Here is a 25,831-nt window from a genome sequence, read left to right on the forward strand (position 1 = left end):
AGAGGCGACCGGAGGGCGTGACATCCGCAGGGATGCGGCGGCCGGGAGCTCAGGAGGCCCGCGCGGCCTCCTCCTCCAGCTCCTCCTTCTCCGAGAAGTCCATCGTCGGAGGCTTACGGCGGAACCCGCGGGTCAACACGGCGAGATAGACGACGCCGACGAGCATCCACGAGAGCCCGACGATGAACGTGGTGGCCGTGAGCGACGTCCACAGCCAGACGGTGAGGACGAAACCGATCGCGGGCAGCACGCCGTAGCGCACCCACTCCCCGGCCGAGGGCGCGGTACGGCCGCCCTTCGGGAAGAGGTGGTGCTTGATCACCGAGAGGTTGACCATCGAGAAGGCCGCCAGCGCGCCGAACGAGATCATCGTCGCGGCCTGATCCAGCGTCAGTACCAGGGCCAGCAGTGACACGACGGAGACCGCGAGCGCCGCCACCCACGGGGTGCGGAACCGCGAATGGAGCGTGCCGAAGATGCGCGGGAGCACGCCATCCCGGCCCATCGAGTAGATGATGCGCGAGACGCTGACCTGGGTCGTCATCCCCGATCCGAACGCGCCGACCACATACACGGCGACGAAGAACGACGTCAGGAACGTGCCGCCCACCTTGGCCATGAGGTCGACCCCGGCCGAGTCGACCTGGGCGAAGTCGCGCCAGTCCGGGTACACCAGGGCGCCGAGCCAGGAGACGACGATGAAGATCGCGCCGCCGATGAGAGTGGTCAGGAGGATGGCGCGCGGGATGTCGCGCTTCGGGTTCTTCGCCTCCTCCGACAGGGTCGAGACTGCGTCGAAGCCGAGGAACGACAGGGCGAGCACGGCGGCGCCCGCGAAGATCGGACCCAGGCCGCCCTTCCCGGGCAGGAACGGCTCGATCAGGCTCGGTGTCTCGGACGACGGGTTGGTGAGCAGCTCCTTGATGGCGAGCACCGCGAACACGACGACGAGAAGCACCGACAGGGCCACGATCGCCACGTTGAGCCGGTTGACCAGGGTGATTCCGAGCACGTTGAAGAGCAGCACGAGCAGCAGCGACGCCAGGGCGAACACCCAGCCCGGGATGTCGGGGAACTGCGTGTTGAGGTACAGCCCGATCAGCAGGAAGTTGATCATCGGCAGGAAGAGGTAGTCGAGCATCAGCGTCCACCCGGTCAGGAAGCCGATGTGGCCGCCGAATGTCTGCTGGGTATACGTGTACGCCGAACCGGACACCGGGAACGCACGCGCCATCGCGCCGTAGCTGAGTGCCGTGAACAGCATCGCGACCAGTGCGACGACGTAGGCGGACGGCAGGTGGTTGTCGGTCGACTGGGTCACGATGCCGTAGGTCGTGAAGACGGTGACAGGGGCGAGGTAGGTGAGGCCGAACAGCACGAGGGCTGTCGGGCCGAGCGCCCTCTTGAGCCGCGGCTGGGGCGGCAGGTCGGTCGTGGTCATGTGGTGCTGCCTCTCTGGGATGGAGTGGTGCAATCGGGGGTGGGTATCAGCTCCGTACGGTGGTCGCGCGGCGGACGCCGGCGACCCAGGTTCCGAGCACGCGGACGGATCGCAGGTCGTGCGGGTCCACGTGGCGCGGGTCGGTGTCGAGCCAGACCAGATCCGGGGACGACCCCGGACGCAGCTCGCTGCGCGCACGCTGCGCGAAGGCCTGGCGGGCGACGCCGGAGGAGTAGGCCTCCAGCGCGTCGGTGAGCGGGATGCGCTCGGCGGGGGTCCATCCGGCCTCCGGAACCCGCTGCTCGGTCTGGCGGGTCACCGCCGTCGCGACTCCGGGGCGCCAGTCGGCGCTGCTGACCGGCCAGTCGCTCCCGAAGGAGACGCTCGCCGACTCGAGCAGGGTGCGGATGGGGTACTGCAGTCGTTCGCGCTCGGGGCCGAGGCGCGGGATGGTCAGGTCGAGCATCATCGGATCGAGCTGCGCCCAGAGCGGCTCGAAGTTGGCGATGACGCCGAGGCGCTCGAAGCGGGGCAGGTCGACCGGGTCGACGACCTGGACGTGCGCGATCACCGGACGGCGGTCGCGCGCGCCGTTCGCGCTCTCGACCGCCTCGAAGACGTCGAGGGCGGTGCGCGTCGCGGCGTCGCCGATCGCGTGCAGATGCAGCTGGAAGCCCAGTTTGTCGAAGGTGACCGCCGCCGCGGTGAGCTCGGCCGCATCCCAGTTGGGGAGTCCGCGGTCGCCGGGGGTGTCGGTGTAGTCGGCGAGCATCGCCGCGGTGTGGTTCTCGATGACGCCGTCCACGAACACCTTCACCGTGCCGGCGGTCAGCAGCGGGTCGCCGAGCTCCTCGACGCGGCGGCGCGACTCGACGAACTCGGGCACCTGGTCGCGCCAGCGCACGGGGTCGGCGCGGAGGGCCAGATTCACCCGCGTCGACAGCAGCCCGCACGTGGACGCCTCGAGGTACGCCTCCACCTCGGCCGGTTCGACCCAGGCATCCTGCACCCACGCGATCCCGAGCTCCGCATACTCGGCGGTCGCGAGCCGCAGGGCCTCGACACGCTCGTCGTGCGTCCGCCCGGGCTCGGCCGGGATCAGGAGGTCGACCGCTCCGGGCTCCTGCAGGATGCCGAGCGGAGATCCATCGGACCGGCGCGGGATGCGGCCCAGCGCCGGCTCGGGCGTGCTCGCGTCGATCCCGGCCCGCCGAAGCGCCTCCGAGTTCACCCACACCGTGTGGTAGTCCCACGCCCGCAGCACGACCGGGCGGTCGGGGATGGCGGCGTCCAGCCAGCGCGCGTCGAACATCCCGTCGGGCGCCAGGGTCGCGTCGTAGCTTCCGCCGTAGATCCACTCCTGCTCGGGATGCGCGTCCGCCCACGCCGTGACGCACGCGACGATCTCCTCGACCGATGTGCAGCTCCGCACCTGGGGACCGAGCTTCTCGAGCCCGCCCTGCAGGGGATGCGCGTGACCGTCGCCGAAGGCAGGAGCGAGCACACCGCCGAGCAGGTCGACCGTCTCGTCCGCCGTGGCGCTCAGGGCGCGGGCCTCGGCGTCGATCGCGATGATCCGACCGTCCTCCACCGCGACCGCGGTGTGCTCGACGGCGTCGGAGCGATAGCTGCTCAGGATGGTGCCACCGGTGAAGACGGTCGTGCTCATACAGCCTCCGTGTTACAGAAAAATGAACGGCGTTCTTTTATTTCGTCAGATACTAGGGTGTGATCGAGCCGGAGGGGAAGAGCATGGCCGAGATCGATCGCCCGGCGCGTCGGGTGGGGCGCCCGAAGACGACGGTGCTGACCCGCGATCTCATCGCCGAGGCCGCCCTCCGCCTGCTGGACGAATCGGGCGCTGAAGGCTTCACGATGGCGCGGCTCGCGCAGGCCCTCCGCGTGCGGCCCAGCGCCCTGTACAACCACGTCGACGGCAAGGAAGACGTCATCGCCGGCGTCCGGGAGCTCATCTCCGACCGCATCGACGTCAGCGCGTTCGCGACCCTGCCGTGGGATGCCGCGATGCTCGACTGGGCGCACTCGTATCGCCTCGCCTTCGCGACGCATCCCCCGACGATCGCCTTGCTCGCCACCCTACCGCTGACCGGCGCGCTGCGCACGATGCACATGTACGACACGGTCGTCCAGGCGATGGTGCGCGCCGGGTGGCCGGAACCCGAGGTGCTGCCGACGATCGTCGCGGTCGAGTCGTTCATCCTGGGCTCGGCGCTCGACGCGATCGCGCCCGCCGACATGTTCGACCCGTCCGGAGCGGAGGACCAGGTTCCGTCGTTCGCCTCGGCCTACGCGGCGCGCGACCGGGCGCTCGGCGCGACGGCGCCCGCGGATGCGGCGTTCGAGATCGGGCTCACCGCCCTGCTCGACGGCCTGCGTGTGCGCTACGAACGCGTGCGCATGCCGGTGGGATGACGCGGGGCTAGATCCAGCCCTTCCGCTTGAAGACGACGTACAGGCCGACGCCCATCCCGAGCATCAGCAGGAGCGCGAACGGGTAGCCAAGGGCCCAGTGCAGTTCCGGCATGACGCGGAAGTTCATGCCGTAGATCGTGCCGACGAGGGTCGGGGCGAACAGGATCGCCGCCCAGCCGGAGATCTTCTTCACCTCGTCGTTCTGCTGCCGGCCCACGAGCGCCGTGTGCACGGTGAGCGCGTTCTGCAGGATCTGACGGAAGCCGTCCGCGCGTTCGGTGACGCGGATCACGTGGTCCTCGACGTCGCGGAACCTGTCCCGCAGGCCCTCGTCCGCTTCGCGGGCGATCAGGCCCTCGCGCAGGCTGCGCAGCACATCCTTCAGGGGGTCCACGGCGCGCTGGAAGTGCATCACCTCGGTCGACAGCTCGTAGATGCGCCGCGTCACCCCGCGGTCGCCGGAGAACAGCTGGTCCTCGATCTCGTCGATGTCGTCCTCGAGGCCCGCGACGACGGGCGCGTACTCGTCCACGATCTCGTCGAGGATGCCGTACAGCGCCGCGATCGGACCGTGCGCCAGCAGCGCGGCATCCCCCTCGAGCCGTTTGCGTACCCGCGCCAGATCGGGGGTCTCAAAGTGCCGGACGGTGATGACGAAGTCGTCGCCGAGGAAGACGTGCACCTCGCCGAACTCGACCTTCTCCGTCTCGTCCACGTAGCTCGCCGGCCGCAGGACGACGAAGAGCATGTCGCTGTACTTCTCGATCTTGGCGCGCTGGTGACCGGAGAGGGCGTCCTCGACGGCGAGCGCCGGAAGGTCGAACTCCTTCGCCACGGCGGACAGCTCGCTCTCGCTCGGCCGGTACAGCCCGATCCAGGCGAAGCCTCCGCGGTCGCGCACCGTCTCGCTGGTCTCCTCGAGCGACGGCGGTTCGGTGCGGACGCCGTCCACGTACACGGCGTTGTCGACGATCATCGCGCCTCCTTCTTGAGCAACCGTACGCCCGACGCAGGCTCCTCCCGGACCACGGACACGGGCGCACCTAGACTGACAACGATGTCCGCGCTCGCCTGGCTCGCCGCCGCCCTCGTCGTGGTGGGCGCGTACCCGGCGTACCGGTTCGCCCGCCGGGCCTGGCGGTTCCGTGCGACCGCGACGGTCATCGCGGTGATCGCCGGGCAGCTCGTCGGACTCGCCCTCGTCGTGCTCGGCGTCGTACTGCTGCCCCGCCCGGATCTGACCGGGGCCGGCTGGTTCGCGGTGCTGCTCGCCGCGACCGTGCTGCCGCTGGCGATCGGGGACGTGCTGCAGTCGGCCGGGCAGCGGGGTGCGCGCATCGCTGTCGCCGCGGTCGCAGCCGTGCTGACGGTCGGAGTGGTCGGTGTCACCGCGCAGCCGGCGTTGGCCCGGCCCATCGTCGCCGGCCGCAGCATCCCCGTCACGGCGAAGACCCTCGCCGAGGGCTACCAGCTGGCGGTGCGCATCCCGGCCACCCGCTCCGGCTTCGAGGCGCGGGCCGCGCACCTGTTCGTGCCGCCCGGGTGGCTGCGCGACCCGTCGGGCACGCGTCCGGTCGTCGAGATGATGATGGGGCAGCCCGGCAACCCGACGCTCGGAGCCACTCTCGACGCCCTGCACAGCCTCGGGCAGCAGCGGCTCGACCAGGCGCCGTTCGTGCTCGTCGTCGACCAGCTCGGCGCCGTCGACAAGAACCCGCCGTGCGCCGACACCTCCGCGGGCAAGCTCGACACATACCTGTCGCAGGATGTCCCCGCGTGGATCGACGCGAACCTCCCGGCGTCACCGGACCGCGCCGACCGCGTGATCGCGGGCTTCTCGCACGGCGGCGAGTGCGCCGCGTACCTGGGCGCGAAGTACCCGGACACCTGGGGAGCGGTCATCGACATCTCCGGGCCGGACAAGCCGGGCGAGTACCGGCCGACCGTCACCCGCGACCGCTACTTCGGCGGCGACCAGGTGGCGTACGAGAAGACCTGGCCGGCCAACGTCCTCGCGGCGAACGACTACCCCCGGCCGACGGTCGGGATCTTCGTCGCCGGCGCGGAGGACCCGCACTTCCGCCAGCAGGTCGAAGACACCGCGACCGCCGCCGAGAACGCCGGCTGGAAGGTCACCTACTGGGCCGTGCCCGGCGAAGGCCACTCCGGCCCGACCCTGGTGAAAGGCCTGGCCACCGGCTACAACCAGCTGATCGGATCGTGGGTGAAGACCGGCGCGACAGGCCAGGGAGACCGGTTCCTGTGCGCGGCGGAACAGACCGGCCGGGCGTGCGGTCTGACGCAGGCGGCGGCGGTCGGCGGGACGGTCGCGATGGTCGACCTGTCGGTGCTCGCGGTGTTCCTGATCATCACGCTCGGCCTGTTTTTCGCCCGCCGCGGTGTGACGCTTCGCCGGCCGCGCGCGTCGCTCGACGACTGAGCCCACGCCCTCACGATTTGCGCCAAATCTCGGTTATCCGTCGCTCATAACGGAGATTTGGCGCAAATCTCGTCCTACGCCGCGACGGCCTCCCGCGACGCGACGAACGCATCCACGCAGCGGCGGATCTCCTCCTCCGTGTGCGCTGCCGACAGCTGCACGCGGATGCGCGCGCGGCCCTTCGGCACCACGGGGTAGGAGAACGCGGTCACGTAGACGCCCTGGCGCTGCATCTCGTCGGCCATGCGCGCGGTGAGCGCGGCATCCCCGAACATGACAGGGACGATGGGATGCGCCCCAGGCAGCAGTTCGAATCCCGCCTCGGTCATCAGCCGCCGGAACAGTTCCGCGTTGGTGACGAGCTGCGCCCGCAGATGGTCGGACTGCTCCAGCAGGTCGAGCGCAGCGAGGGTTCCCGCGACGATGGACGGCGCGAGGGTGTTCGAGAACAGGTACGGCCGCGAGCGCTGGCGTAGCAAGTCGACGATCTCGCGGCGGCTCGAGACGTAGCCGCCGGAGGCGCCGCCGAGCGCCTTGCCGAAGGTGCCCGTGTAGATGTCGACGCGGTCGGACACCCCGCAGAACTCGGGCGTGCCGCGGCCGTGCTCCCCGACGAAACCGACCGCGTGCGAGTCGTCGACGAAGACCAGGGCGCCGAACTCGTCCGCCAGGTCGCAGATCTCCGCGAGCGGGGCGATGTATCCGTCCATCGAGAAGACGCCGTCGGTGACGATGACGGTGAAGCGAGCTCCCGCATCCCGCGCCGCCTCCAGTTGTGCCCGCAGATTGGCCAGGTCGCGGTTCTTGTAGCGGTACCGCTGGGCCTTCGACAGGCGGATGCCGTCGATGATGGATGCGTGGTTCAGCTCGTCGGAGACGATGGCGTCCTCCGGGCCGAACAGCGTCTCGAACACGCCGCCGTTGGCGTCGAAGCAGGAGGAGAACAGGATGGTCGCCTCCGTGCCGAGGAACCGCGACACCCGACGCTCCAGCTCGAGGTGCTGCTCCTGGGTGCCGCAGATGAAGCGCACGCTGGCCATCCCGTAGCCCCAGTCGTCGAGCGCCGTCTTGGCGGCGTCGCGGAGGGCCGGATGATCGGCGAGCCCGAGGTAGTTGTTGGCGCAGAAGTTGAGCACCTCCTGGCCGTCGGCGGTGATCAGCGACGACTGGGGGCCGTGGATGCTGCGCTCGCGCTTGGTGAGGCCGGCCTCCTCGATCTCCTGCAGCTGTGTCGCGATGTGCTCCCGGAAGCTCCCGTACATATTCAGACCTCCGTCCAGTCGAGGATGACCTTGCCCCCGCCCGCCGACGCGGCGGCGGCGAACCCCTTCTCCCAATCGCGGGCGGGGAACCGGTCGGAGACGATCGAGGCGATCGCGTCATGCAGTTCGACCGAGGTCTGCAGCATCGCGCCCATGGCGTTCCAGGTCTCGAACATCTCGCGGCCGTAGATGCCCTTGAGGGTCAGCATGTGGGTGACAACGATGCCCCAGTCGACGGCGATCTGTTTCGACGGCAGCCCGAGCATGGCGATGCGGCCGCCGTGGTTCATGTTCTCGATCATCGACGGCAGCGCAGTGGGGGCGCCGCTCATCTCGAAGCCGACGTCGAAGCCTTCGCGCATCCCGAGCGCCTTCTGCGCCTCATGGATGTCGTGCTGCGACACATCCACGGTGAAGTCGGCGCCCATCCCGCGCGCGAGTTCGAGCCGCTGTGCGCTGATGTCGGTGCCGACGATGAAGCGGGCGCCGACGTGGCGGGCGACCGCGATGGCCATCAGGCCGATGGGACCGCATCCCGTGACGAGGACGTCCTCGCCGACGACCGGGAAGGCGAGCGCGGTGTGGACGGCGTTGCCGAGCGGGTCGAACAGGGCGCCGACCTCCGGCTCGATGGCGCTGTGGTGCACCCAGACGTTCGTCGCGGGGAGGACGAGCTGCTCGGCGAAGGCGCCGTCGCGCTGCACTCCGACACCCTGGGTGCGGATGCACATCTGGCGGCGGCCGGCTCGGCAGTTGCGGCAGGTGCCGCAGACGATATGCCCTTCGCCGGACACCAGGTCGCCGACCTCGACATCGCGGACCAGCGGTCCGACCTCGACGACCTCGCCGAAGAACTCGTGGCCGGGGATGAGCGGGGCCTTCACGGCCGACGCCGCCCAATCGTCCCAGCGCTGGATGTGCAGGTCGGTGCCGCAGATGCCGGTGCGCAGAACGCGGATCCGGACATCCTCCGGACCCATCTCGGGCTCGGGGACATCCACCAGTTCGAGGCCGGGCCCGGCCTCGCTCTTGAACAGGGCTCTCATCGTCGCTTCCTCGTGGGAGTCGGTGTGCTTCATCGCTCGGCCGCCGGTGCGCCTTGTGGGCGCGGGCGGCCGAGCAAAAGCCTAGTCCTCGCAGCATCGGGTGAGTCGTCGATGACGACGATGGCGCCGACCACCTCGAGTTGTTACTGCATCAGGAACTTCTCCCCCGCGCCGATGGTCGTCCGGTTGGCGATGAGCGCCCCCGTACCCGGGTTGTCGGCACTCACGTACTTTCCGTTGGCGACCGCGAGCAGGCTGATCGTGCCGTCCCTGTTGGGGACGACCGTGAACTTCTCCCAGGGGCCGATCGCGGTGCGATTCGCGATGAGCGCGCTGGCGCCCTCATCTTCTGCGACGACGTACTTGCCGTTGGCGCCGGCGCGAAGGCTGACGGTTCCGTCGCCATTGTTGAGCACGGTGAACTGCTCCCACAGCCCGGCCTGCGACCGGTTCGCCATCAGCGGCCGCTCGCCCTCGTCTTCCGCCGTCACGTACAGTCCGTTGACCTGCGCGACCAGCTGGACATCGCCGACCACCGCCGCGGGCAGCACTGTCACGGCCTGCGAGCGGGCCGACAGCACCCGGTAGCCGCCCTGGGACGCCTCCCAATAGGCGCTCACTTCCACGGTGTAGTCGATGTAGCCGACTCGGAGATCGAGGGGCGTGACGACGTGCTTCAGCGTCGCGACGAACTGCTCCCCGGGCTGAAGCGGGTCTTCTCGGACGCCCCACGGAGAGCCGGGGTCGTCGGCTCTGTTCCAGCGCGTGCCGTTGAGCGCGACACTTCCGGTGTTGGCGATCGTCGTGCGGATGGCGACGGCGTCGCCCACGCGCGCCGGGTTCGAGGTGGTCCATCCGGGATCCACCAGCTCTGCTCGTGCGGTCACATGCCCGACCTCCTGCGCCTGCGCGCTGACCCGGCTGGACGGGTCGACGGCTGATGCTGCTGCCGGCTCGGCCGGCATGACCAAGCCGGCCCCGGTGATGGCCATGATCGCCGCCGCCGCGATCGTTCGGTACTGACGAGAGACATTTCGCACTCTGGGCTCCAATGTGAGGTGGTAGAGCCCAGCCTGTCATGGACCTCCGACGTTCGACCAGGAGCATATTGTCGAGATCCGCTGTCGACACGACGGCGAGACCTTTAGAGTTCAGCCATGAAGCGCGCGCTGATCGTGATCGACCTGCAGAACGAGTACGTGACCGGGAACCTGAAGATCTGCTACCCGGATCTGATGACGTCCATCCCCAACATCGAGGTCGCGTGGGACGCGGCCGACGATCACGGCGTGCCGGTCGTCGTGGTGCAGCACATCGAGGACGAGGGGTCGCCGGTCTTCGCGCGCGGCTCGGACGGCGCCGCGCTGCACGAGACGATCATCGACCGCACGCCCGCGCACGTGGTGACCAAGGGGAGCGTCTCGGCGTTCCCCGGCACCGATCTCGAGAGCTGGCTGCGGGCCAACGACGTCGACACGGTCACCATCGCCGGTTACATGACGCAGCACTGCTGCGCGGGGACGGCTCGGGATGCGTCCGAGCTCGGGTTCACCGTCGAGTTCCTGTCCGATGCCACGGGCACGCTCGACCTCGTCAACGAGGCCGGCGCGATCTCGGCGGACGCCCTCCACCGCAGCGTGCTGGTGACGATGCAGTCGGAGTTCGCCGCCGTCGCCACAACGGAGGAGTGGACGCTCGCGGTCGAGGCCGGTGACACGCTGCCGGTTTCGAACCTGTGGGACAGCACCGGCCACGCACGGCTCCCGGAGAAGCACGCCGAACTGCACAAGCTCATGCGCGAGGTGCGGGCCGGGATCGACGACGACATCGCCGCGACCGAGGCGCACAACATCCAGAACACCCTCTACGTCGGCCAGGGCGTCTCCTCGCTCTGACCCGGCGCCGAAGCGCACGTTGTGGCGGCTATTTCGGGGATTTAGCAGCCACGACGTGCACTTCGACGGAAGATGGAGGGAGGGCGGAGGGCGTCAGCGCTCGAGAGGGCGCCAGACGACGAGTTGGTTGCTGCGGCGCACGCGGGTGCCTGCGCGCATCGAGACGACCTCGCCCTCCGAGCCCGCCGCGAACACGCGGCGGCCCGGACGATTCAGGAGCTCGTCCGCGAGGGCGCTCTCCAGCTCCCGGACGCGGCCGCGGAGTTCGCCCACCTGATCCTCCAGTTCGAGGATGCGGCGGATGCCCTCCAGGCTGACGCCCTCCGAGCCGAGGCGGGCGATCTCCTGCAGCTTCTCGATGTCGCGCATCGAATAGCGGCGCGACTTGCCGGCCGTGCGGCTGGGGCTGACGAGTCCGAGCCGGTCGTACTGGCGGAGCGTCTGCGGGTGCATGCCCGCGAGCTCCGCCGCGATCGAGATCACGAAGACCTGGCTGTGCTCGTCCATCGTCAGCTCCGAGCCTTGGCCAGGATGTCCTCGCGCGGGTTCTCGTCGGGAAGCTTCGCGGCGAACGCCTCGAGCGCCTCCTTGGCGTCGGCGGACAGGTGCGACGGGACGGCGACCTGGACCACGGCGAGCAGGTCGCCGGTGCCTTTGCTGGTCTCGACGCCGCGGCCCTTCACGCGCAGCACGCGGCCGCTCGGTGTTCCGGGGGCGACGCGCAGCTTGACGGGGTCGCCGCCGAGCGTCGGCACCTCGATGGTCGCGCCGAGCGCGGCCTCCGCGAAGGTGACCGGGACGTTGACGCGGAGGTTCAGGCCGTCGCGCTCGAAGACGGGGTGCTTGCGCACAGAGACAGTGAGCACGATGTCGCCCGCCTCCCCGCCGTCCGGGCTCGGCTGGCCCTTGCCGCGCAGCTTGATCTTCTGCCCGTCGGCGACGCCGGCGGGGATCTTGACCTTGATGGGCTTGCCGTCGGACGCCTGCAGCGTGATGGTCTCGCCGCGCGTCGCGGTCACGAAGTCGATGGTGGTGTGTGCGGTCACGTCACGGCCGCGCGTCGGGCCGCCGTAGCCGCGGAACCCGCCGGTCGTCGTGCCGAACCGGCCGTTGCCGAAGAGCCCGCCGAAGACGTCGTCGAAGTCGCCGCCGCCCTGCTGGAAGGTGTAGCGCTGGCCACCCGCTCCGCCCTGGCCGAACATCCCGCCGAAGACGTCGTCGAAGCCGCCCTGGGCGCCGGATCCCGGAGCCGTGAACCGGGCACCGGTCCCCATGGCGCGGATCTGGTCGTACTCCTTGCGCTCTTCCGGATCGCTGAGCACCGAGTAGGCCTCGCTGATCTCCTTGAACTTCGCCTCCGCGGCGGCATCGCCGGGGTTGGAGTCGGGATGGTACTTGCGGGCGAGCTTGCGGTAGGTCTTCTTGAGGTCCGCCTCGCTGACGTCCTTGGAGACGCCAAGGACCTTGTAGAAGTCCTTGTCGAACCAGTCTTGGCTAGCCACGGGCGCCTCCTCTCAAGTCGTTGTCGGTGTTCGTGGATGAAGTCTGCATGAAAAATCGAGCGCGCACGGGCCGAGCGGAGCGGCGGGAACCGTTCCCCGCCGCTCCGCCATGCCGTGCGCCGTGTCGCCGGGTCAGGCCGGCACCGCGACGACGACCTTCGCCACCCGGACGGTGGTGGAGCCCAGCCGGTAGCCGGTCTCGACCACCTCGGCGACGGTGTCCGCCGTCACGCCGGGGGTGGGCTGCTGGAAGATCGCCTCGTGGATCTGCGGGTCGAAGGGCTCGCCCTTCTCGCCGTACGGGGTGAGGCCGAGACGCTCGACCGCGGTCCGGAGCTTGGCGGCGATGGTGAAGAACGCGCTGCCCTCCCCCAGATCGCCGTGCTTCTCCGCGCGCTCGAGGTCGTCGAGCACGGGGATGAGCCCCTTCACCGCATCGCCGACCGCACGCTCGCGCTCGATCTCACGGTTGGCCTCGGTGCGCTTGCGGTAGTTCGCGTACTCCGCGGTCACCCGCTGGAGGTCGGCGAGACGCTCGGCCGCGAGCTGCTCGGCGGTCGTCTGGCCGGACAGGATGTCGAGGTCGTCATCGCTCAGGATGGGACCCTCCTCCTGGTTCTCGGCCGGTCCGACGTCGACGAGCTCCTCGTGCGCGAGGTCGTGCTCGCCGGCGTCGTCCGCCTTCTGCTCACCCTCGGGCTGCCGGACCTTCCCGGTCTCGGGGTCGATCCTCCGCTTGTCGCGGATGATCGGCTCCTCGTGTTCTGGCTCCGGGGAGCCGCCGTTCTGGTCCGACATGATTACTTCTTCTCCTCGTCCTCGACGACCTCGGCGTCGATGACGTCCTCATCGTCGGAGGAGGACTCGCCGGCCTGCTGGCCGTCGCCCGCCTCACCGGCCGGGGTCTCGGTCGGCTGCGCCGAGGAGTAGATCGCCTCGCCGAGCTTCTGCTGGCTGGAGCTGAGCTTCTCGTACGCGGTCTTCACCGCCTCGTCGTCGTCGCCGGCGAGGGCGGTCTTGAGGCCGTCCACGTCGCCCTGGACCTCGTTCTTGACGTCCTCGGGGAGCTTGTCCTCGTTGTCCTTGATCAGCTTCTCGATCGAGTAGACGAGCTGCTCGGCCTGGTTGCGGGTCTCGGCGGACTCGCGGCGCTTCTTGTCCTCCGCCGCGTGCTCCTCGGCCTCGCGCACCATGCGGTCGATGTCCTCCTTCGGCAGGCTGGACCCGCCGGTGATGGTCATCGACTGCTCCTTGCCGGTGCCCTTGTCCTTGGCGGACACGTGCACGATGCCGTTGGCGTCGATGTCGAAGGTGACCTCGATCTGCGGGATGCCGCGGGGGGCCGGGGCGATGCCGGTCAGCTCGAAGGTGCCGAGCGGCTTGTTGTCGCGGGTGAACTCGCGCTCGCCCTGGAAGACCTGGATCGCGACGGACGGCTGGTTGTCGTCGGCCGTGGTGAAGGTCTCGCTGCGCTTGGTCGGGATGGCCGTGTTGCGCTCGATGAGCTTGGTCATGATCCCGCCCTTGGTCTCGATGCCGAGGGACAGCGGGGTGACGTCGATGAGGAGGACGTCCTTGCGCTCGCCCTTCAGGACACCGGCCTGGAGTGCGGCGCCGACGGCGACGACCTCGTCCGGGTTCACGCCCTTGTTGGGCTCCTTGCCGGTCTCCTGCTTCACGAGCTCGGAGACGGCGGGCATACGGGTCGATCCACCGACGAGCACGACGTGCGCGATGTCGGACACCTTGATGCCGGCCTCACGGATGACGTCCTGGAACGGCTTCTTGGTGCGGTCGAGGAGGTCGCTGGTCATCTGCTCGAACTGGGCGCGGGTGAGCGTCTCGTCGAGGTTGGCCGGGCCGTTCTCGGTGAGCGACAGGTAGGGCAGCTGGATGCTGGTCGACATGCTCGACGACAGCTCCTTCTTGGCCTGCTCCGCCGCCTCCTTCAGGCGCTGCAGCGCGATCTTGTCCTTGGAGACGTCGACGCCGGTGGAGTCCTTGAAGCGCTTGATCAGCCACTCCACGATGCGCTGGTCCCAGTCGTCGCCGCCGAGGCGGTTGTCACCCGCGGTCGCACGCACCTGGATGGTCGAGAAGTCGTCGTCCTTGCCCACCTCGAGCAGGGAGACGTCGAAGGTGCCGCCACCGAGGTCGAAGACGAGGATGAGCTCGTCCTCCTTGCCCTTGTCGAGGCCGTACGCGAGCGCGGCAGCGGTGGGCTCGTTGATGATGCGGAGCACGTTGAGGCCGGCGATCTCACCGGCCTCCTTGGTGGCCTGACGCTCGGCGTCGTTGAAGTACGCCGGGACCGTGATGACCGCGTCGGTCACCGTGTCGCCGAGGTACTGCTCGGCGTCGCGCTTCAGCTTCTGCAGGATGCGGGCCGAGATCTCCTGCGGCGTGTACTTCTTGCCGTCGATCTCCTGGGTCCAGTTCGTGCCCATGTGGCGCTTGACGGACGAGATGGTGCGGTCGACGTTGGTCACCGCCTGGCGCTTGGCGGTCTCGCCGACGAGGACCTCGCCGTCCTTGGTGAAGGCGACCACCGACGGGGTGGTGCGGAAACCTTCCGCGTTCGCGATGACCGTGGGCTCGCCGCCCTCGAGCACCGCGACGACGGAGTTGGTGGTTCCGAGGTCGATTCCTACTGCACGTGACATGTGTGCTTCTCTCCTTTGTTGCTGGCTTGTGGCCGTGAAAGTCTGTGGTCAAGACTTGAGCCTCGACGGCTCAAGACTGTCATCCACGAGGGATGGTGTCAAGACGTCAAGCCCAAAACTTGAGTACACCAGACTCAACTTTGGAGAGGGGATGGGTATTCCCCGTCAGTGCCGCGATTTCCAGTATCCGCAGAACACGATGTCGGCCTTCGCCGAGCCGGTGGAGAGCCAATGCCTGCGCATCCCGACCGCCAGCTCCGACTCGCCTACAGCCCAGCCGTACGAGCGCACCGCGGGGATGGCGAGCGACCGCGCGGCATCGGCGGCGAGCGCGCCCGGCACGCCACCGCGCTCGCCCCGGACAGCCCAGCGCACATCCATCCCGGCGGGCGCGATGAGTTCCTGCACGTCGTCCGGGTTCGGCACCTCGATGACGGCGGTGCCCTCGACGCCGGGCGAGGCGCTGGAGCGCTCGGCAAGAGAGGCCAGGATTCCGGCCACAGCGGGAAGTCCGGTCTCGTCGGCGACGATCCGCAGGTGCGCGATCTCCGCGGCCGGAGCGAAGGTGCGGCCCTCGTCGATGATGGCGACCGCATCGCCGCGCGCGCATCCCTCCGCCCAGAATGCGGCCGGACCGCTGGAACCGTCGGCCGCCCGGTGCAGGACGAAGTCCACGTCGAGCTCCGGCCCTTCGGGACCGTCCGGCCGGAAGGCCCGGACGGTGTAGTTGCGCAGCACCGGGCGCACGGCCTTCGAGATGGCGAGGTAGCGTGCGTAGGCCAGGGTGTCGAGCTTCGTGGGCAGCCGGTCGAGGGTCGAGTCGTCACCCACCGGGATGAACAGCCGGAACCACTGGTCGTATCCCAGCGGCACGAACCGCTCGATGTCTCCGCCGCCGAGCGTCACGCGGACGAACCCGGACGAGATCCGTTCGCGGCGCAGAACGTGCAGGACGAGCAACTCGGAGCGCTCCGGCTTCACGCGCGTCGCCTGCATGTTGGTTCGTGCCATCGGAGCTCCCGTCGCCAGATTAGGTAAGGCTTACCTTACCTGGCGCGATGATCACGATCCACTGGTGTGCACGATCCAACGGTCGAACAGCGCGAGTTCCGCGGCATCGGGAGCCTCGAACCTCTGGAGTGACTCGTCGAGCAGCTCTCGCGTGATCGGAACCTCTCCACGGCCCGGACGCTCGTTGCGCCCTTCGAGTCGTCGCCACAGCTCCTCGACGGGGATGTCGAAGACGTGCAGCTCGGTGAAGGCACCGGAACGCCGCGCGACCCGCCGGAGCTCGTCGCGCTCTGCCCGTGTCCACGACCCGTCCTCGAGGATCACGCTCTGCCCGTGTTCGAGCAGCTCCCGCCACAGTCGGTCGAGCCGCGCCTGCACCCGGTCGCGCAGCGGGTCGAAGTAGTCGAGACCCAGGTCGGCCATCCACTCGTCGGTGCTGAAACGGATGGGGCTGAACCCGATGGCGCCGATCTCGCGCGCCCGCTCGCGCGCCGCCGTCGTCTTGCCCGCGCCCGGCAGCGCGCAGTACACGATGAGGACCGGCCGGGCCGTCGCATCCACGGTTTCCTCCCCGTCCACCGCTTCATCCCCGCCCACTACGGCTGGACGCGCGAGACCGTCCACGCGCCGCCGTCGACCCGCAGGTAGCGCAGCCGACGATGCAGGCGGTCCGGGCTGCCGTGCCAGAACTCGATGAGGTCCGGCACCACACGGTACGCGTACCAGTGCTCCGGCCGGCCGATCGGACCCTCCGCGGCCAGGATGTCGCGGGCGGCGGCGCGCAGCAGGTCGAGGTCGTCGAGGGGCGCATCCTGCTCGCTCACCATCGTGGCGGCCTGCGCCTCACGCGTCCTGCGCGCGAACAGGTCGTCGGACTCGTCGTCGCCGAGCCGCTCCACCCGGCCGGTCACCCGCACCTGCTGCAGGAGCTCTCGCCAGTAGAGCACGACGGCGGCGCGCGGATCGTCCGCGAGCTGTCGTCCCTTCCGGCTGTCCGACGACGTGCCGAACTCGACGCCGGCGGCCGTGAGCCGCCTCAGAGCGACGGTGCGCGCATCCGGCGCGCCATCCTCGTCGGTGGTCGCGAGCGTCGCCGCGAGCGCCTCGCGCACTCCGCGCTCCTTCGCCCGGCGGACCCACTCCTCGAGCAGTCCGCCCGGCTCGGCAGGCGGGTCGTCGAACTCCGGCAGGAACAGATCGGCGTCTCCGGTGAGCGTGTGGGCCATAGCGTCACCATAGGCCCGGCATCGCGCGGCCCGGTGCGATTCACACCGGCCGCACAAGCACCGTCGATAGCGTCGGAATCATGGAAACGGATCCCGCCGCAGCCCCGCTCCTCTCCACGCGCGCCATCGAGGCGCTGCAGAACATCGACCCCGCGACGCTCAGCGAGGTGCAGGCGTTCCGGGACGATTTCGCGCGGTTCATCATGCCGTACAAGTTCGGCATCGACGAGATCTCGACCAAGGTGAGCATCCTCCGCGAGGAGTTCGCCGAGCTCCACGACTACAACCCGATCGAGCACCTCTCGAGCCGCCTCAAGTCGCCCGAGAGCATCGAGCAGAAGGTGATCCGCAAGAACTGCGAGCCGAGCTTCGACGCGATCCGCGAGGCGATCACCGACATCGCGGGCATCCGGATCGTGTGCAGCTTCGTCTCCGACGTGTACCGGGTGTTCGACCTGCTGACCGCGCAGGACGACGTCCGGGTGCTGCGCGTGAAGGACTACATCGCGCATCCGAAGTCGAACGGGTACAAGAGCCTGCACGTGATCGTCGAGGTTCCCGTCTTCCTCAGTGACGGGCCGGTGCTGGTGCCGGTCGAGATCCAGCTGCGGACGGTCGCGATGGACTTCTGGGCCAGCCTCGAGCACAAGATCTACTACAAGTACGACGGCGAGGTGCCGGCCGGCCTGTTGCGCGATCTGACCGCAGCGGCAGGCACCGCGAGCCAGCTCGACCTCACGATGGAGGACCTGCACCGGCAGGTGCGCGGCGACGACCGGGGAACGGTCTACAGCCTCCCCGCGTCGCGCTGAGCGGTCAGTAGCCGACCACCCCGGTGAAGTCCGGCGAGCCATCGGGACGCGCGGGGAGCGGCTGGCCGTTGATGTAGCGCGGCCATTCGAGCCGGAGTCCCGCGGAGGCGTCGAGGCGCGGGTAGGCGGAGGTGGGCGCCGCCGCGGAGGCGGGCGCGGCGGCGGGTGCCGGTGCCGGTGCCGGTGCCGCAACGGGCGTGGGAGGAGCGGTCGGCGTCCAGCCGGGAGCAGCGGTCGGCGCCGCGGGCGGCGCGAACGTCGGGCCCTGGGCGGGAGCCTGCATCGGCGGCGGTGCATACGGCATCGCGCCCGGACCGGCATAGGGGCCCGGCGCAGGGCGCGCCGCCTTCGGCCCGAACAGCGAGTACGTGAGCGGGATGAGCACCGTGCCGAGCGCATCCAGAATGGCCACCACGGCCACCAGACGCCAGTACGTCTCGCCGAAGTCGACGTGCGTCCAGATCAGCGGCAGCGACAGTCCGGCGGTCAGCAGCCCGACGAGCACGAGGGTCGCGACCGTCACCTTGCTCATGATCGGCCCGGTGAACCGGCGCTGCGTGTTCAGCACCAGGTGGATGTGGAGCAGGCCGATCCGCGTCACCAGCACGAGCAGGAACCACGAGAACGGCTGCCACCACGGGTCGTAGCCGTCGGACCCGTACAGGCCGTCGACCGGCTGCACGTCCGGGACCCATACCTTCCACAGCCCGATCCCGAACAGGTACACCGACGTGACGACGCTGACCGCGCCGAACCACGGCGCCCGGCGCGCCGAGACGTCGGCGTCGTACCAGGAGATCAGGGCGAAGAAGACGAACAGGGCGATGGTGCCGATCAGCCGCCAGCAGGTGTCGTCGAACCGGCCGAGGATGACGGCGTAGACGCCGACGAGGGCGGCAGCGATCAGCGCGCCGATCACCACGCGGGGCAGCAGGTGCCGCACCCAGGCGTACGGGTTCGGGGCGGACGAGGCGGTGCTCACGATGGAACCTCCACGGGTCGGGTGCTCGTCACGATACCGGTGGCCCAGCGGTGGGCTGAATCCGTGCGGCCACCCAAAAGGCCACCGTGCGGTCGCGGAGCCGCGCCGTTCACCGGCCGTTCCCCGCCACGCCCTACGCTGTGGCTATGACAGGTGCCGAACCCCGCGGCGTCGACGGCGACGCCCTGGTGACGACCGCGAGCCCGCTCTTCGCCGACAGCGCGACCGACCGCCGCATCCCCCGCGGGTGGGTGGTCGCCTGGGCGGCCTGGGACTGGGGCGGAGCCGCCTTCAACGCGGTCATCACGACCTTCGTGTTCACCGTCTACCTGACCAGCAGCCTCTTCGTCTCGCCGTCGATCGTGGCGGCTCGGGATGCCGAGGCCAGTACGTCAGGACCGGCGCATGCCGCGTACGACGCCGCTGTCGCCGTGCTGTCGAGCGGGCTGGCGTGGGGCGTCGGCATCGCCGGCGCGGTCGTGGCCCTGCTCGCTCCCGTGCTCGGCCAGCGCACGGACGGATCGGGACGCCGCAAGCTGTGGCTCGGGGTCAACACCGGCGTCGTGGTGCTGGTCACCGCATCCATGTTCTTCGTGGTCGGCGAGCCGTCGTACTTCCTGCTCGGCGTCGCGCTTGTGGCGATCGGGACGGTGTTCTACGAGATCGCGACCGTCAACTACAACGCGATGCTGGTGCAGGTGTCGACGCCGAAGACGGTCGGGCGCGTGAGCGGGTTCGGCTGGGGCGCCGGGTATCTGGGCGGCATCGTCCTGCTCCTCATCGTGTACTTCGGGATGGTGACGGGCTCGGGCGGTCTGCTGCATGTTCCGACCGAGGACGGCCTCAACATCCGCATCATCGCGCTGATCGCGGCGGCGTGGACGCTGATCTTCTCGCTCCCCGTGCTGTTCGTCGTGCCCGAGATCCCGCCGAACGCGCGCACCCCACGCGTGGGCTTCTTCCGGTCGTACGCGGTGCTCGTGCGCGACATCGGCAAGCTCTGGAAGGAGAGCCGGAACACCGTCCTCTTCCTGATCGCGTCCGCCCTGTTCCGGGATGGACTGGTCGGCGTGTTCACGTTCGGCGGCATCCTTGCGCAGGGCACCTTCGGGTTCACCAGCGGACAGGTCATCATCTTCGCCATCGCGGCCAACGTCGTCGCCGGCGTCAGCACGCTGCTGTCCGGCCGGCTGGACGACCGGTTCGGCCCCAAGTCGGTGATCGTGACGTCGCTCATCGGACTGATCGTCGCCGGCCTGGCGGTGTTCTTCACGCACGACCTCGGCGCAGCCGCATTCTGGGTGGGCGGCCTCGTGCTCTGCCTCTTCGTCGGGCCGGCGCAATCGGCCAGCCGCACGTTCCTCGCGCGGGTGACGCCGGCCGGGCGCGAGGGCGAGGTGTTCGGGCTCTACGCGACGACCGGTCGCGCGGTGTCATTCCTGGCGCCTACGCTGTTCGCGGTGTTCGTGGCGGTCGGCGGGGCACAGTACTGGGGCATCCTCGCGATCGTGCTCGTGCTGGCGGCGGGCCTCGCGCTGCTCCTGCCGGTGCGGGCGCCGCGCCGGTCCGCCGCCTGACGGGCGGGGCTCGGCTCAGTCCACGACGGGGTCGCCCTCGTCGACGAAGACGGCGAGCGCCTCCCCCACCTCCACGATGTACGTCGAGAGCATCTCGCCGGTGCCCGGCCCCACATCCAGCGCGTTGTGCGGCGTGCCGGGCGGGATGAGGAACCCGTCGCCCGCGTTCAGGTGCAGCGTCGGCCGGTCGTGGATGCGCATCTCGACCGATCCGGCGAGGATGTAGCCGACCTCCTCACCGGGATGGATGTGCCAGCCCGACTCCACTCCCACCGGGATCTCGGTCAGCACCTGGACGATCTCGCGCCCAGGGATCGACGACGGCTGATGCTGCACCTCCGTCCGCCGTAGCTTGCCCGCCAGCGCATCCGACATCAGGAGACCGCTTTGAGCGCGCGGAGGATGTGGTCGGTCACGGCCCGCGGCTGCGAGATCATGATCACGTGCGAGCCCTCCAGCTCGATCGCATCGGCGCCCGCCCGCTCGGCCATCGAGCGGATCACATCGGCGCCGGCCGCCTTGTCGCCCGCGGCGACGACGGCCCACGACGGGAGGGTCTTCCACGCGGGCGACCCCGTCTTCTCGGCGAAAGCGGCCGCGGCGACGGGCCGCTGCGACGCCCCGAGCACGGCCGACTGGTCCGGCGGCAGGTCGCTGGCGAACGCCTCATGGAACCGCGCCGGGTCGACGTAGAGCTCTGGAGCGGGCTCGCCGTCGGTCGGATACGTCGCCGGCTTGAGCGCCGCGTTCAGCACGCTGTCCGTCGAGCCGGCCTCCACATCCCCGAGCGCCTCCCCCTCGTCCGGCGCGAACGCGGCGACGTAGACGAGGCCGCGCACGTTGGCGAGACCGGTCGTGGCGTTCGTGATCACGGCGCCGCCGTAGGAGTGGCCGACGGCCAGCACCGGACCCTCGATCTGCTCGATCACGCTGCGGACGTAGGCGGCGTCGGCGGCCAGGCCGCGCAGCGGGTTCGCGGGCGCCTGCACCTTCACGCCCTCGGCGAGCAGCAGTTCGACCACCCCCGCCCAGCTGCCGGCGTCGGCGAAGGCGCCGTGCACGAGCACGACGGTGGGAGAGGAAGCGGCGTTATCGGTCATCGCGGGTCTCGTCTCTGAACTCGCCGGCCGCTCGACGACCATCGTCAGCGAAGCGAGGTGAGGCGGTTCATGCGACCGGGTGCGCCGTCGCCCGCGAGCCGGGAGGGCCCCAGGATAGGGAGCGGCCGGGGCGGCGGCAAGAGGATGCGGTCAGCTCTCAGCGTCCCTCTCGCCGGGGCGCGGCCACGCCCGCACGAAGCGGTCGAAGAGCTCGGCGAAGGTGCGTGCCTCCTCCGGCGTGAAGGCCGACAGCGCCGCCTCGACCGCGGAGCGGCGGTGCGACCGCAGCTCGGTCAGCTGAGCCTTACCGGAGGTGGTGAGCTGGATGAGCGCACGCCGCGCGTCTGACGGGTCCGGCACCCGACGCACGAGTCCCCGCTCCACTCCCTCCTGCACCAGGCGGCTCGCGCGTGGCTGGTCGACGCCGATGGCCTCGGCCACGCCGCTCACCGACAGGCTGCGACCGTCGGCCTCTGCCCCCTCCAGCGCCTCGAGCATCCGCACCCGGGCGATGCGGCCGAGGGAGCCGTCGCGGCCCCGGCGTCCGGGACCGGGGCGCGCGGAGTCGCCGAAGGGCGCGCCGGCCGGTGCACCGGGACCGCCCGGCGCGGCCCCGGACCCGCCCGACCCGGGGGCGAAGGGACCGGCCCCGAACGGTCCTGCACCGAAGGGACCGCTGCCCCAGTGGCCGCCACGACCCCCGTGGTGCCCATGGCCGTGGGGCATTCCGTCGGCCCACGGCGGGCGCCTCCGCGACTGGTCGCGGCGCACCGCGAGCAGTGCGTTCTCGACCATGGCGACGATGTCCGCCTCTGGCGGAATCGGCGGATCCTCTTGACGTCCATCGCTCATGCATGTAACTATACATTTACTTGTAACAGTACATACATCGAAAGGAGAGTCCACGATGACGAACATCGACGACTCCGCACAGACACCACCCGCACAGACGCCGCCCGGATACTGGTTCGGCGTGATCGAAGGCCGGCTGCACGACCGCATGCGCGACGCGCTGGCCGACCAGGGACTGCGCCGCGGAAGCTGGCGCATCCTGCACACCCTCGCCGACGGACCCGCGACTCCCGACGAGCTCGCCGCCCGGATGCCGCACGGGGGCCGAGGCGACCATGGCAACCGAGGCGACCGAGGCGACCGGCCGGAGAAGTCCGGCGGCCGTGAATTCGGGCGCGGCTACGGCCACGGCCATGGGTTCCGCCCGGGATGGCGCGGCCAGGAGCCGCGGGACGAGCGACCGGCCGGTCCCTCCCCCGAGCACGACGGCGCACATGATCACAACGGCGACGACCCCCGCGGTGACCAGCGCGGGCACCACGACCACCACCACGGCCACGACCACCCGAACGCCTTCGAGCGCGGGTACGAGCGCGGCTTCGACCGCGGGTTCGCCTTCGGCACCGTGCGCGCCGGCCACCCCTTCGCCGCCTACCCGCCGCACGTCGGCGGCCCCTTCCCCGGCGGATACCCGTTCCCGGGTCCCGCGCGCGACTTCGGCGGACCGTGGGGCCACCGCCACCACCCGTTCGACCGCGATCGCCGCGGCGAACGTCGGGGCGCCCACCGCATCCACCGCGTCCTCGCCGAGTTCGTCGAGCGCGGCTGGGTCTGGTTCGACGGCGACCGCGCGACGCTGACCGACGAGGGACGCGCCGCTCACGACGAGGCCTTCACCCGCGTCCAGGCTGTGCGCACCGAGCTCGCGAACGGCATCTCGGAGCAGGACTACGCCACCACGATGAGCACGCTGGAGACCATGGCGCGCAACCTCGGCTGGCAGCCGGGTCGCCCGGCCGGGTCGCAGGATGGCGCGCCTAGTATGGACGCATGACGCCACCCCGCGAAGAGGTCGTGCTGCTCGCCGAGGACGGCACGCCCATCGGCACGGCGGACAAGGCGACGGTGCACACGGAATCCACTCCGCTGCACCTCGCCTTCTCATGCCACCTCTTCGACGGGGAGGGTCGCATCCTGGTCACCCGCCGCGCTCTGACGAAGAAGACGTGGCCCGGGGTCTGGACCAACTCGTTCTGCGGGCACCCCGGCCCGGGTGAGGCGATCGAGGATGCGGTCGTCCGGCGCGCAGAGCACGAGCTCGGCGCCCGCATCGACAACCTGACGATCGCGCTCCCGGACTTCCGCTACCGCGCGGTGGATGCGGCGGGAATCGTCGAGTACGAAGTGTGCCCGGTCTACACCGCCACGGTCGTCGGCGAGCTGTCGCCCGCCGCGAGCGAGGTCGCCGAGTGGGCGTGGGCCGACCCGCGCTCTCTGCTCTCGGCCGTCGGCGAGACGCCGTGGGCGTTCAGCCCCTGGCTGACCCTCCAGTTGCCCGCGCTGTACGCCGACCAGAGCCTCGAAGCTTCGGGCCAGCTGTGAGTCCTGCTCATATTTTCCACCTGTGAAATTGACTGTGGATAACTAGCGCGGCGTATGCCCGCGCAGGCATCCCTGATGGCACGAATCAGTTCGCCCAGACCCGGTCGACCGAGAGCGTGGGAACGAACACTCCGCCCGCACGGTCATCCGGCCACTCCGGGAAGTCGAACACGGCGAGCATGAGCTGCAGCGGGTACTGCGGGGGCGCATCCAGTATCCGCACCACCCGGCCGTCCACCCGGAACGTCGCCTCGTCGCCGTCCCAGTGCGCTTCGTAGGCGTGCGGCTCGGTCACGTCGATCGGCAGCCGGATGCGCTCGAAGTCCTCGGCGAGGCGCGGGTCGCGGAACGCGTGGAAACCCATCCCGACCAGCGCTTCGTCCTCCTCGACGTCGCGGCCGAACACCTCCATCACGCACAGCTCCCCGCTGCGCTCGGGCTCGTCCTCGAAGCCGACCAGCCAGAGCGAGGCCATCGACCGCGGGCTGAGGTAGAGGGAGGCGCGCATGCCGACCGTGCCGCGGTCGACCAGGCAGCCGCGGAACTCCTCCTGCGCCTCCCGAACGCGCAGTCCGTCGCGGAACGGCTGCTGCCCGACGGTCGAACCGACCGGTCCGGAGAAGTTGCCGGTCTGCATCCCGGAGACCCGCAGCGGGGGCTGGTGCTCGTCCGGGCACCACAGGCCCTGATCCGGCGGGATGCTCAGCTCCAGGCGGGAGTCGTGGATCAGGTAGCTCGCACGCGTCTCGGCGAGCGAGCTCCACGCGGGCAGGTAGTGCGGAAGCCAGACCGAGCGGTCGAGCTGCGGCGCGTCGAAGTCGTCGAACACCGCGCCGGCCTCATCCCGTGCGGGTGGCGTCGATGTGCTGCTCGAGCCACCAGGTGCGGCCCTCGTCGTCGGAGACCCAGCCGTCCCACTCGAACGAGTCGTCGGTGATGTTGGAGAAGTTCCAGCGGATGGGGCGGCCATCGGTCTGTGTGCCGTCCTGCCGGATGCCGTCACGGCGGTAGGGCGTCGCGACCAGGGTGCAGAAGTCGCCGGCCGCCGCCCCGAACCAGCTGACCCGCCAGGCACCGAGGGCCGTGTCGTACACACGGACCGTCGAGCCGCGGCCGCGGGTGCCGTCCGGGTCGGTCTCGTCGCGGATGACGAGGACGTCCTGCACCGCCCGGCCCCCGAGCGTGTAGGCGAAGATCCACTCGTTGGTGGACTCGCTCCACACGCCGGTCTGCTCGTCGAGCAGCCGGACATCGGCGGTCCAGCTGCCGACCAGCCGGCCGAACAGGTGCATCCGCTGCGGGTTCTCCGGCATCGGACCCGAACTGATCAGGGCCCGTGCGAAGGCCGCGTCGGTGGTCTCGCTCATGGTGCCCCTCTCGGTCGGCGTGCGGGTCAGGCGGGACGTCCTGCCTCGGTGGTGGAGACGTCGGTGCGGTGGAAGTTGAGGTACGACCGGGACGCCGTCGGCCCGCGCTGCCCCTGGTAGCGGGACGAGTACTCCGCCGATCCGTACGGCCGCTCGGCGGCGGACGACAGCCGGAAGAAGCACATCTGGCCGATCTTCATGCCCGGCCACAGCTTGATCGGAAGCGTAGCGACATTGCTCAGCTCCAGCGTCACGTGACCCGAGAATCCCGGGTCGATGAATCCGGCGGTGGAGTGGGTCAGCAGTCCCAGCCGGCCGAGCGAGCTCTTGCCCTCCAGGCGCGCCGCGACGTCGTCGGGCAGGCTCACCAGCTCGAACGTCGACCCGAGCACGAACTCGCCGGGGTGCAGGATGAACGGCTGATCCGCATCCACCTCGACGAAACGGGTCAGCTCAGGCTGGTCTTCCGCAGGGTCGATGAAGGGGTACTTGTGGTTGTCGAACAGCCGGAAGAACCGGTCGAGCCGCACGTCGATGCTGGACGGTTGGACCATCTCCGCCTCGAACGGCTCCAGAGAGATCCGCCCGGCACCCAGCTCGGCCTTGATGTCGCGATCGGAGAGAAGCACGTGGCCAGCCTATCGGGTGGGCGTGGTCGCGCACCCGTCGTTCTCGGCTGT

Annotated in this window: 27 protein-coding genes; 7 read left to right on the forward strand and 20 right to left on the reverse strand. The window is 69.9% G+C overall.

Translation table 11 applies throughout. The features are described from left to right. Positions 1–49 precede the first annotated feature (49 nt). Positions 50–1,441, reverse strand: coding sequence for an APC family permease (locus ABIC47_RS04280; RefSeq protein WP_354477517.1), 1,392 nt, complete (start codon positions 1,439–1,441; stop codon positions 50–52). 46 nt (positions 1,442–1,487) lie between these two features. Then, entirely contained in the window at positions 1,488–3,110 is a 1,623-nt protein-coding gene (locus ABIC47_RS04285) for an amidohydrolase (protein WP_354477520.1), read from the reverse strand. An 83-nt stretch (positions 3,111–3,193) separates the two neighbouring features. On the opposite strand from ABIC47_RS04285, the gene ABIC47_RS04290 reads away from it, so the two are divergent. After that, a complete protein-coding gene (locus ABIC47_RS04290; RefSeq protein ID WP_354477523.1) occupies positions 3,194–3,874 on the forward strand; it encodes a TetR/AcrR family transcriptional regulator C-terminal domain-containing protein in 681 nt (226 codons plus the stop codon). A 7-nt stretch (positions 3,875–3,881) separates the two neighbouring features. Here the strand turns inward: ABIC47_RS04290 and corA are convergent, their stop codons facing one another. Then, on the reverse strand, positions 3,882–4,850 hold the full coding sequence (gene corA / locus ABIC47_RS04295; protein ID WP_354477526.1) for a magnesium/cobalt transporter CorA: 969 nt from the start codon (positions 4,848–4,850) through the stop codon (positions 3,882–3,884). An 81-nt stretch (positions 4,851–4,931) separates the two neighbouring features. Between corA and ABIC47_RS04300 the strand changes: the two genes are divergently transcribed. Next, entirely contained in the window at positions 4,932–6,314 is a 1,383-nt protein-coding gene (locus tag ABIC47_RS04300; RefSeq protein WP_354477529.1) for an alpha/beta hydrolase, read from the forward strand. 74 nt (positions 6,315–6,388) lie between these two features. Here the strand turns inward: ABIC47_RS04300 and ABIC47_RS04305 are convergent, their stop codons facing one another. From ABIC47_RS04305 to ABIC47_RS04315, 3 genes are all read right to left on the reverse strand, one after another. Further along, complete coding sequence (locus ABIC47_RS04305) at positions 6,389–7,576, reverse strand: glycine C-acetyltransferase (protein WP_354477532.1); 1,188 nt, start codon at positions 7,574–7,576, stop codon at positions 6,389–6,391. Between the two features lie 2 nt (positions 7,577–7,578). Then, a complete protein-coding gene (tdh, locus tag ABIC47_RS04310) occupies positions 7,579–8,622 on the reverse strand; it encodes an L-threonine 3-dehydrogenase (protein ID WP_026307314.1) in 1,044 nt (347 codons plus the stop codon). Positions 8,623–8,765: 143 nt separating this feature from the next. Next, positions 8,766–9,662, reverse strand: coding sequence for a fascin domain-containing protein (locus ABIC47_RS04315; protein ID WP_354477536.1), 897 nt, complete (start codon positions 9,660–9,662; stop codon positions 8,766–8,768). A 117-nt stretch (positions 9,663–9,779) separates the two neighbouring features. Between ABIC47_RS04315 and ABIC47_RS04320 the strand changes: the two genes are divergently transcribed. Further along, positions 9,780–10,517: a cysteine hydrolase family protein gene (locus ABIC47_RS04320; RefSeq protein WP_089878402.1), complete on the forward strand. Its 738-nt coding sequence runs from the start codon at positions 9,780–9,782 to the stop codon at positions 10,515–10,517. 93 nt (positions 10,518–10,610) lie between these two features. On the opposite strand, the gene ABIC47_RS04325 is transcribed toward ABIC47_RS04320, so the two are convergent. From ABIC47_RS04325 to ABIC47_RS04355, 7 genes are all read right to left on the reverse strand, one after another. Further along, on the reverse strand, positions 10,611–11,024 hold the full coding sequence (locus ABIC47_RS04325) for a heat shock protein transcriptional repressor HspR (protein WP_018192448.1): 414 nt from the start codon (positions 11,022–11,024) through the stop codon (positions 10,611–10,613). A gap of 2 nt (positions 11,025–11,026) precedes the next feature. Continuing rightward, positions 11,027–12,019, reverse strand: a complete 993-nt coding sequence (locus ABIC47_RS04330) for a DnaJ C-terminal domain-containing protein (protein WP_354477541.1) — start codon at positions 12,017–12,019, stop codon at positions 11,027–11,029. Between the two features lie 132 nt (positions 12,020–12,151). Then, positions 12,152–12,817, reverse strand: a complete 666-nt coding sequence (locus ABIC47_RS04335; protein WP_018192450.1) for a nucleotide exchange factor GrpE — start codon at positions 12,815–12,817, stop codon at positions 12,152–12,154. A 2-nt stretch (positions 12,818–12,819) separates the two neighbouring features. Then, positions 12,820–14,682 carry a molecular chaperone DnaK gene (gene dnaK, locus ABIC47_RS04340; RefSeq protein WP_018192451.1) on the reverse strand — a complete coding sequence of 621 codons (1,863 nt, stop codon included), beginning with the start codon at positions 14,680–14,682 and terminating at the stop codon, positions 12,820–12,822. A gap of 165 nt (positions 14,683–14,847) precedes the next feature. Next, on the reverse strand, positions 14,848–15,693 hold the full coding sequence (locus ABIC47_RS04345) for a siderophore-interacting protein (RefSeq protein WP_354477546.1): 846 nt from the start codon (positions 15,691–15,693) through the stop codon (positions 14,848–14,850). A gap of 51 nt (positions 15,694–15,744) precedes the next feature. After that, on the reverse strand, positions 15,745–16,272 hold the full coding sequence (locus ABIC47_RS04350) for a P-loop nucleotide/nucleoside kinase family protein (protein WP_354477549.1): 528 nt from the start codon (positions 16,270–16,272) through the stop codon (positions 15,745–15,747). Positions 16,273–16,289: 17 nt separating this feature from the next. Further along, positions 16,290–16,919, reverse strand: a complete 630-nt coding sequence (locus ABIC47_RS04355; protein WP_354477552.1) for a pyridoxal 5'-phosphate synthase — start codon at positions 16,917–16,919, stop codon at positions 16,290–16,292. A gap of 80 nt (positions 16,920–16,999) precedes the next feature. On the opposite strand from ABIC47_RS04355, the gene ABIC47_RS04360 reads away from it, so the two are divergent. Beyond that, positions 17,000–17,731: a GTP pyrophosphokinase gene (locus ABIC47_RS04360; RefSeq protein WP_018192455.1), complete on the forward strand. Its 732-nt coding sequence runs from the start codon at positions 17,000–17,002 to the stop codon at positions 17,729–17,731. A 4-nt stretch (positions 17,732–17,735) separates the two neighbouring features. Here ABIC47_RS04360 and ABIC47_RS04365 read toward each other — a convergent pair whose 3' ends face one another. Further along, positions 17,736–18,713, reverse strand: a complete 978-nt coding sequence (locus ABIC47_RS04365) for a hypothetical protein (RefSeq protein ID WP_354477555.1) — start codon at positions 18,711–18,713, stop codon at positions 17,736–17,738. Positions 18,714–18,859: 146 nt separating this feature from the next. Here ABIC47_RS04365 and ABIC47_RS04370 point away from each other — a divergent pair, with 146 nt between their 5' ends. Continuing rightward, positions 18,860–20,290, forward strand: coding sequence for an MFS transporter (locus ABIC47_RS04370; RefSeq protein WP_089878412.1), 1,431 nt, complete (start codon positions 18,860–18,862; stop codon positions 20,288–20,290). 15 nt (positions 20,291–20,305) lie between these two features. On the opposite strand, the gene ABIC47_RS04375 is transcribed toward ABIC47_RS04370, so the two are convergent. From ABIC47_RS04375 to ABIC47_RS04385, 3 genes are all read right to left on the reverse strand, one after another. Further along, on the reverse strand, positions 20,306–20,665 hold the full coding sequence (locus ABIC47_RS04375; protein ID WP_354477558.1) for a cupin domain-containing protein: 360 nt from the start codon (positions 20,663–20,665) through the stop codon (positions 20,306–20,308). Then, complete coding sequence (locus ABIC47_RS04380; protein ID WP_020076530.1) at positions 20,665–21,390, reverse strand: alpha/beta fold hydrolase; 726 nt, start codon at positions 21,388–21,390, stop codon at positions 20,665–20,667. Before ABIC47_RS04380 ends, ABIC47_RS04375 begins: the two co-directional genes overlap by 1 nt. Positions 21,391–21,540: 150 nt before the next feature. After that, positions 21,541–22,242 carry a MarR family winged helix-turn-helix transcriptional regulator gene (locus ABIC47_RS04385; RefSeq protein WP_231918767.1) on the reverse strand — a complete coding sequence of 234 codons (702 nt, stop codon included), beginning with the start codon at positions 22,240–22,242 and terminating at the stop codon, positions 21,541–21,543. A gap of 55 nt (positions 22,243–22,297) precedes the next feature. Here ABIC47_RS04385 and ABIC47_RS04390 point away from each other — a divergent pair, with 55 nt between their 5' ends. Beyond that, entirely contained in the window at positions 22,298–23,236 is a 939-nt protein-coding gene (locus ABIC47_RS04390; protein WP_354477562.1) for a winged helix DNA-binding protein, read from the forward strand. Then, positions 23,233–23,784, forward strand: coding sequence for an isopentenyl-diphosphate Delta-isomerase (idi, locus tag ABIC47_RS04395; protein ID WP_018192460.1), 552 nt, complete (start codon positions 23,233–23,235; stop codon positions 23,782–23,784). The genes ABIC47_RS04390 and idi overlap by 4 nt, the downstream gene beginning before the upstream one ends. Positions 23,785–23,869: 85 nt before the next feature. On the opposite strand, the gene ABIC47_RS04400 is transcribed toward idi, so the two are convergent. The 3 genes from ABIC47_RS04400 to dcd are packed head-to-tail and all read right to left on the reverse strand — an operon-like array spanning position 23,870 to position 25,780. Then, positions 23,870–24,613, reverse strand: coding sequence for a glycoside hydrolase family 16 protein (locus ABIC47_RS04400; RefSeq protein WP_354477565.1), 744 nt, complete (start codon positions 24,611–24,613; stop codon positions 23,870–23,872). 10 nt (positions 24,614–24,623) lie between these two features. Next, positions 24,624–25,151 (reverse strand): hypothetical protein, encoded by a 528-nt coding sequence (locus tag ABIC47_RS04405; RefSeq protein ID WP_354477568.1) that lies wholly within the window; start codon positions 25,149–25,151, stop codon positions 24,624–24,626. A gap of 26 nt (positions 25,152–25,177) precedes the next feature. Continuing rightward, a complete protein-coding gene (dcd, locus tag ABIC47_RS04410; RefSeq protein ID WP_018192463.1) occupies positions 25,178–25,780 on the reverse strand; it encodes a dCTP deaminase in 603 nt (200 codons plus the stop codon). Positions 25,781–25,831: the final 51 nt, after the last annotated feature.

The sequence above is a fragment of the Leifsonia sp. 563 genome, assembly GCF_040545055.1.
GTDB lineage: Bacteria > Actinomycetota > Actinomycetes > Actinomycetales > Microbacteriaceae > Leifsonia.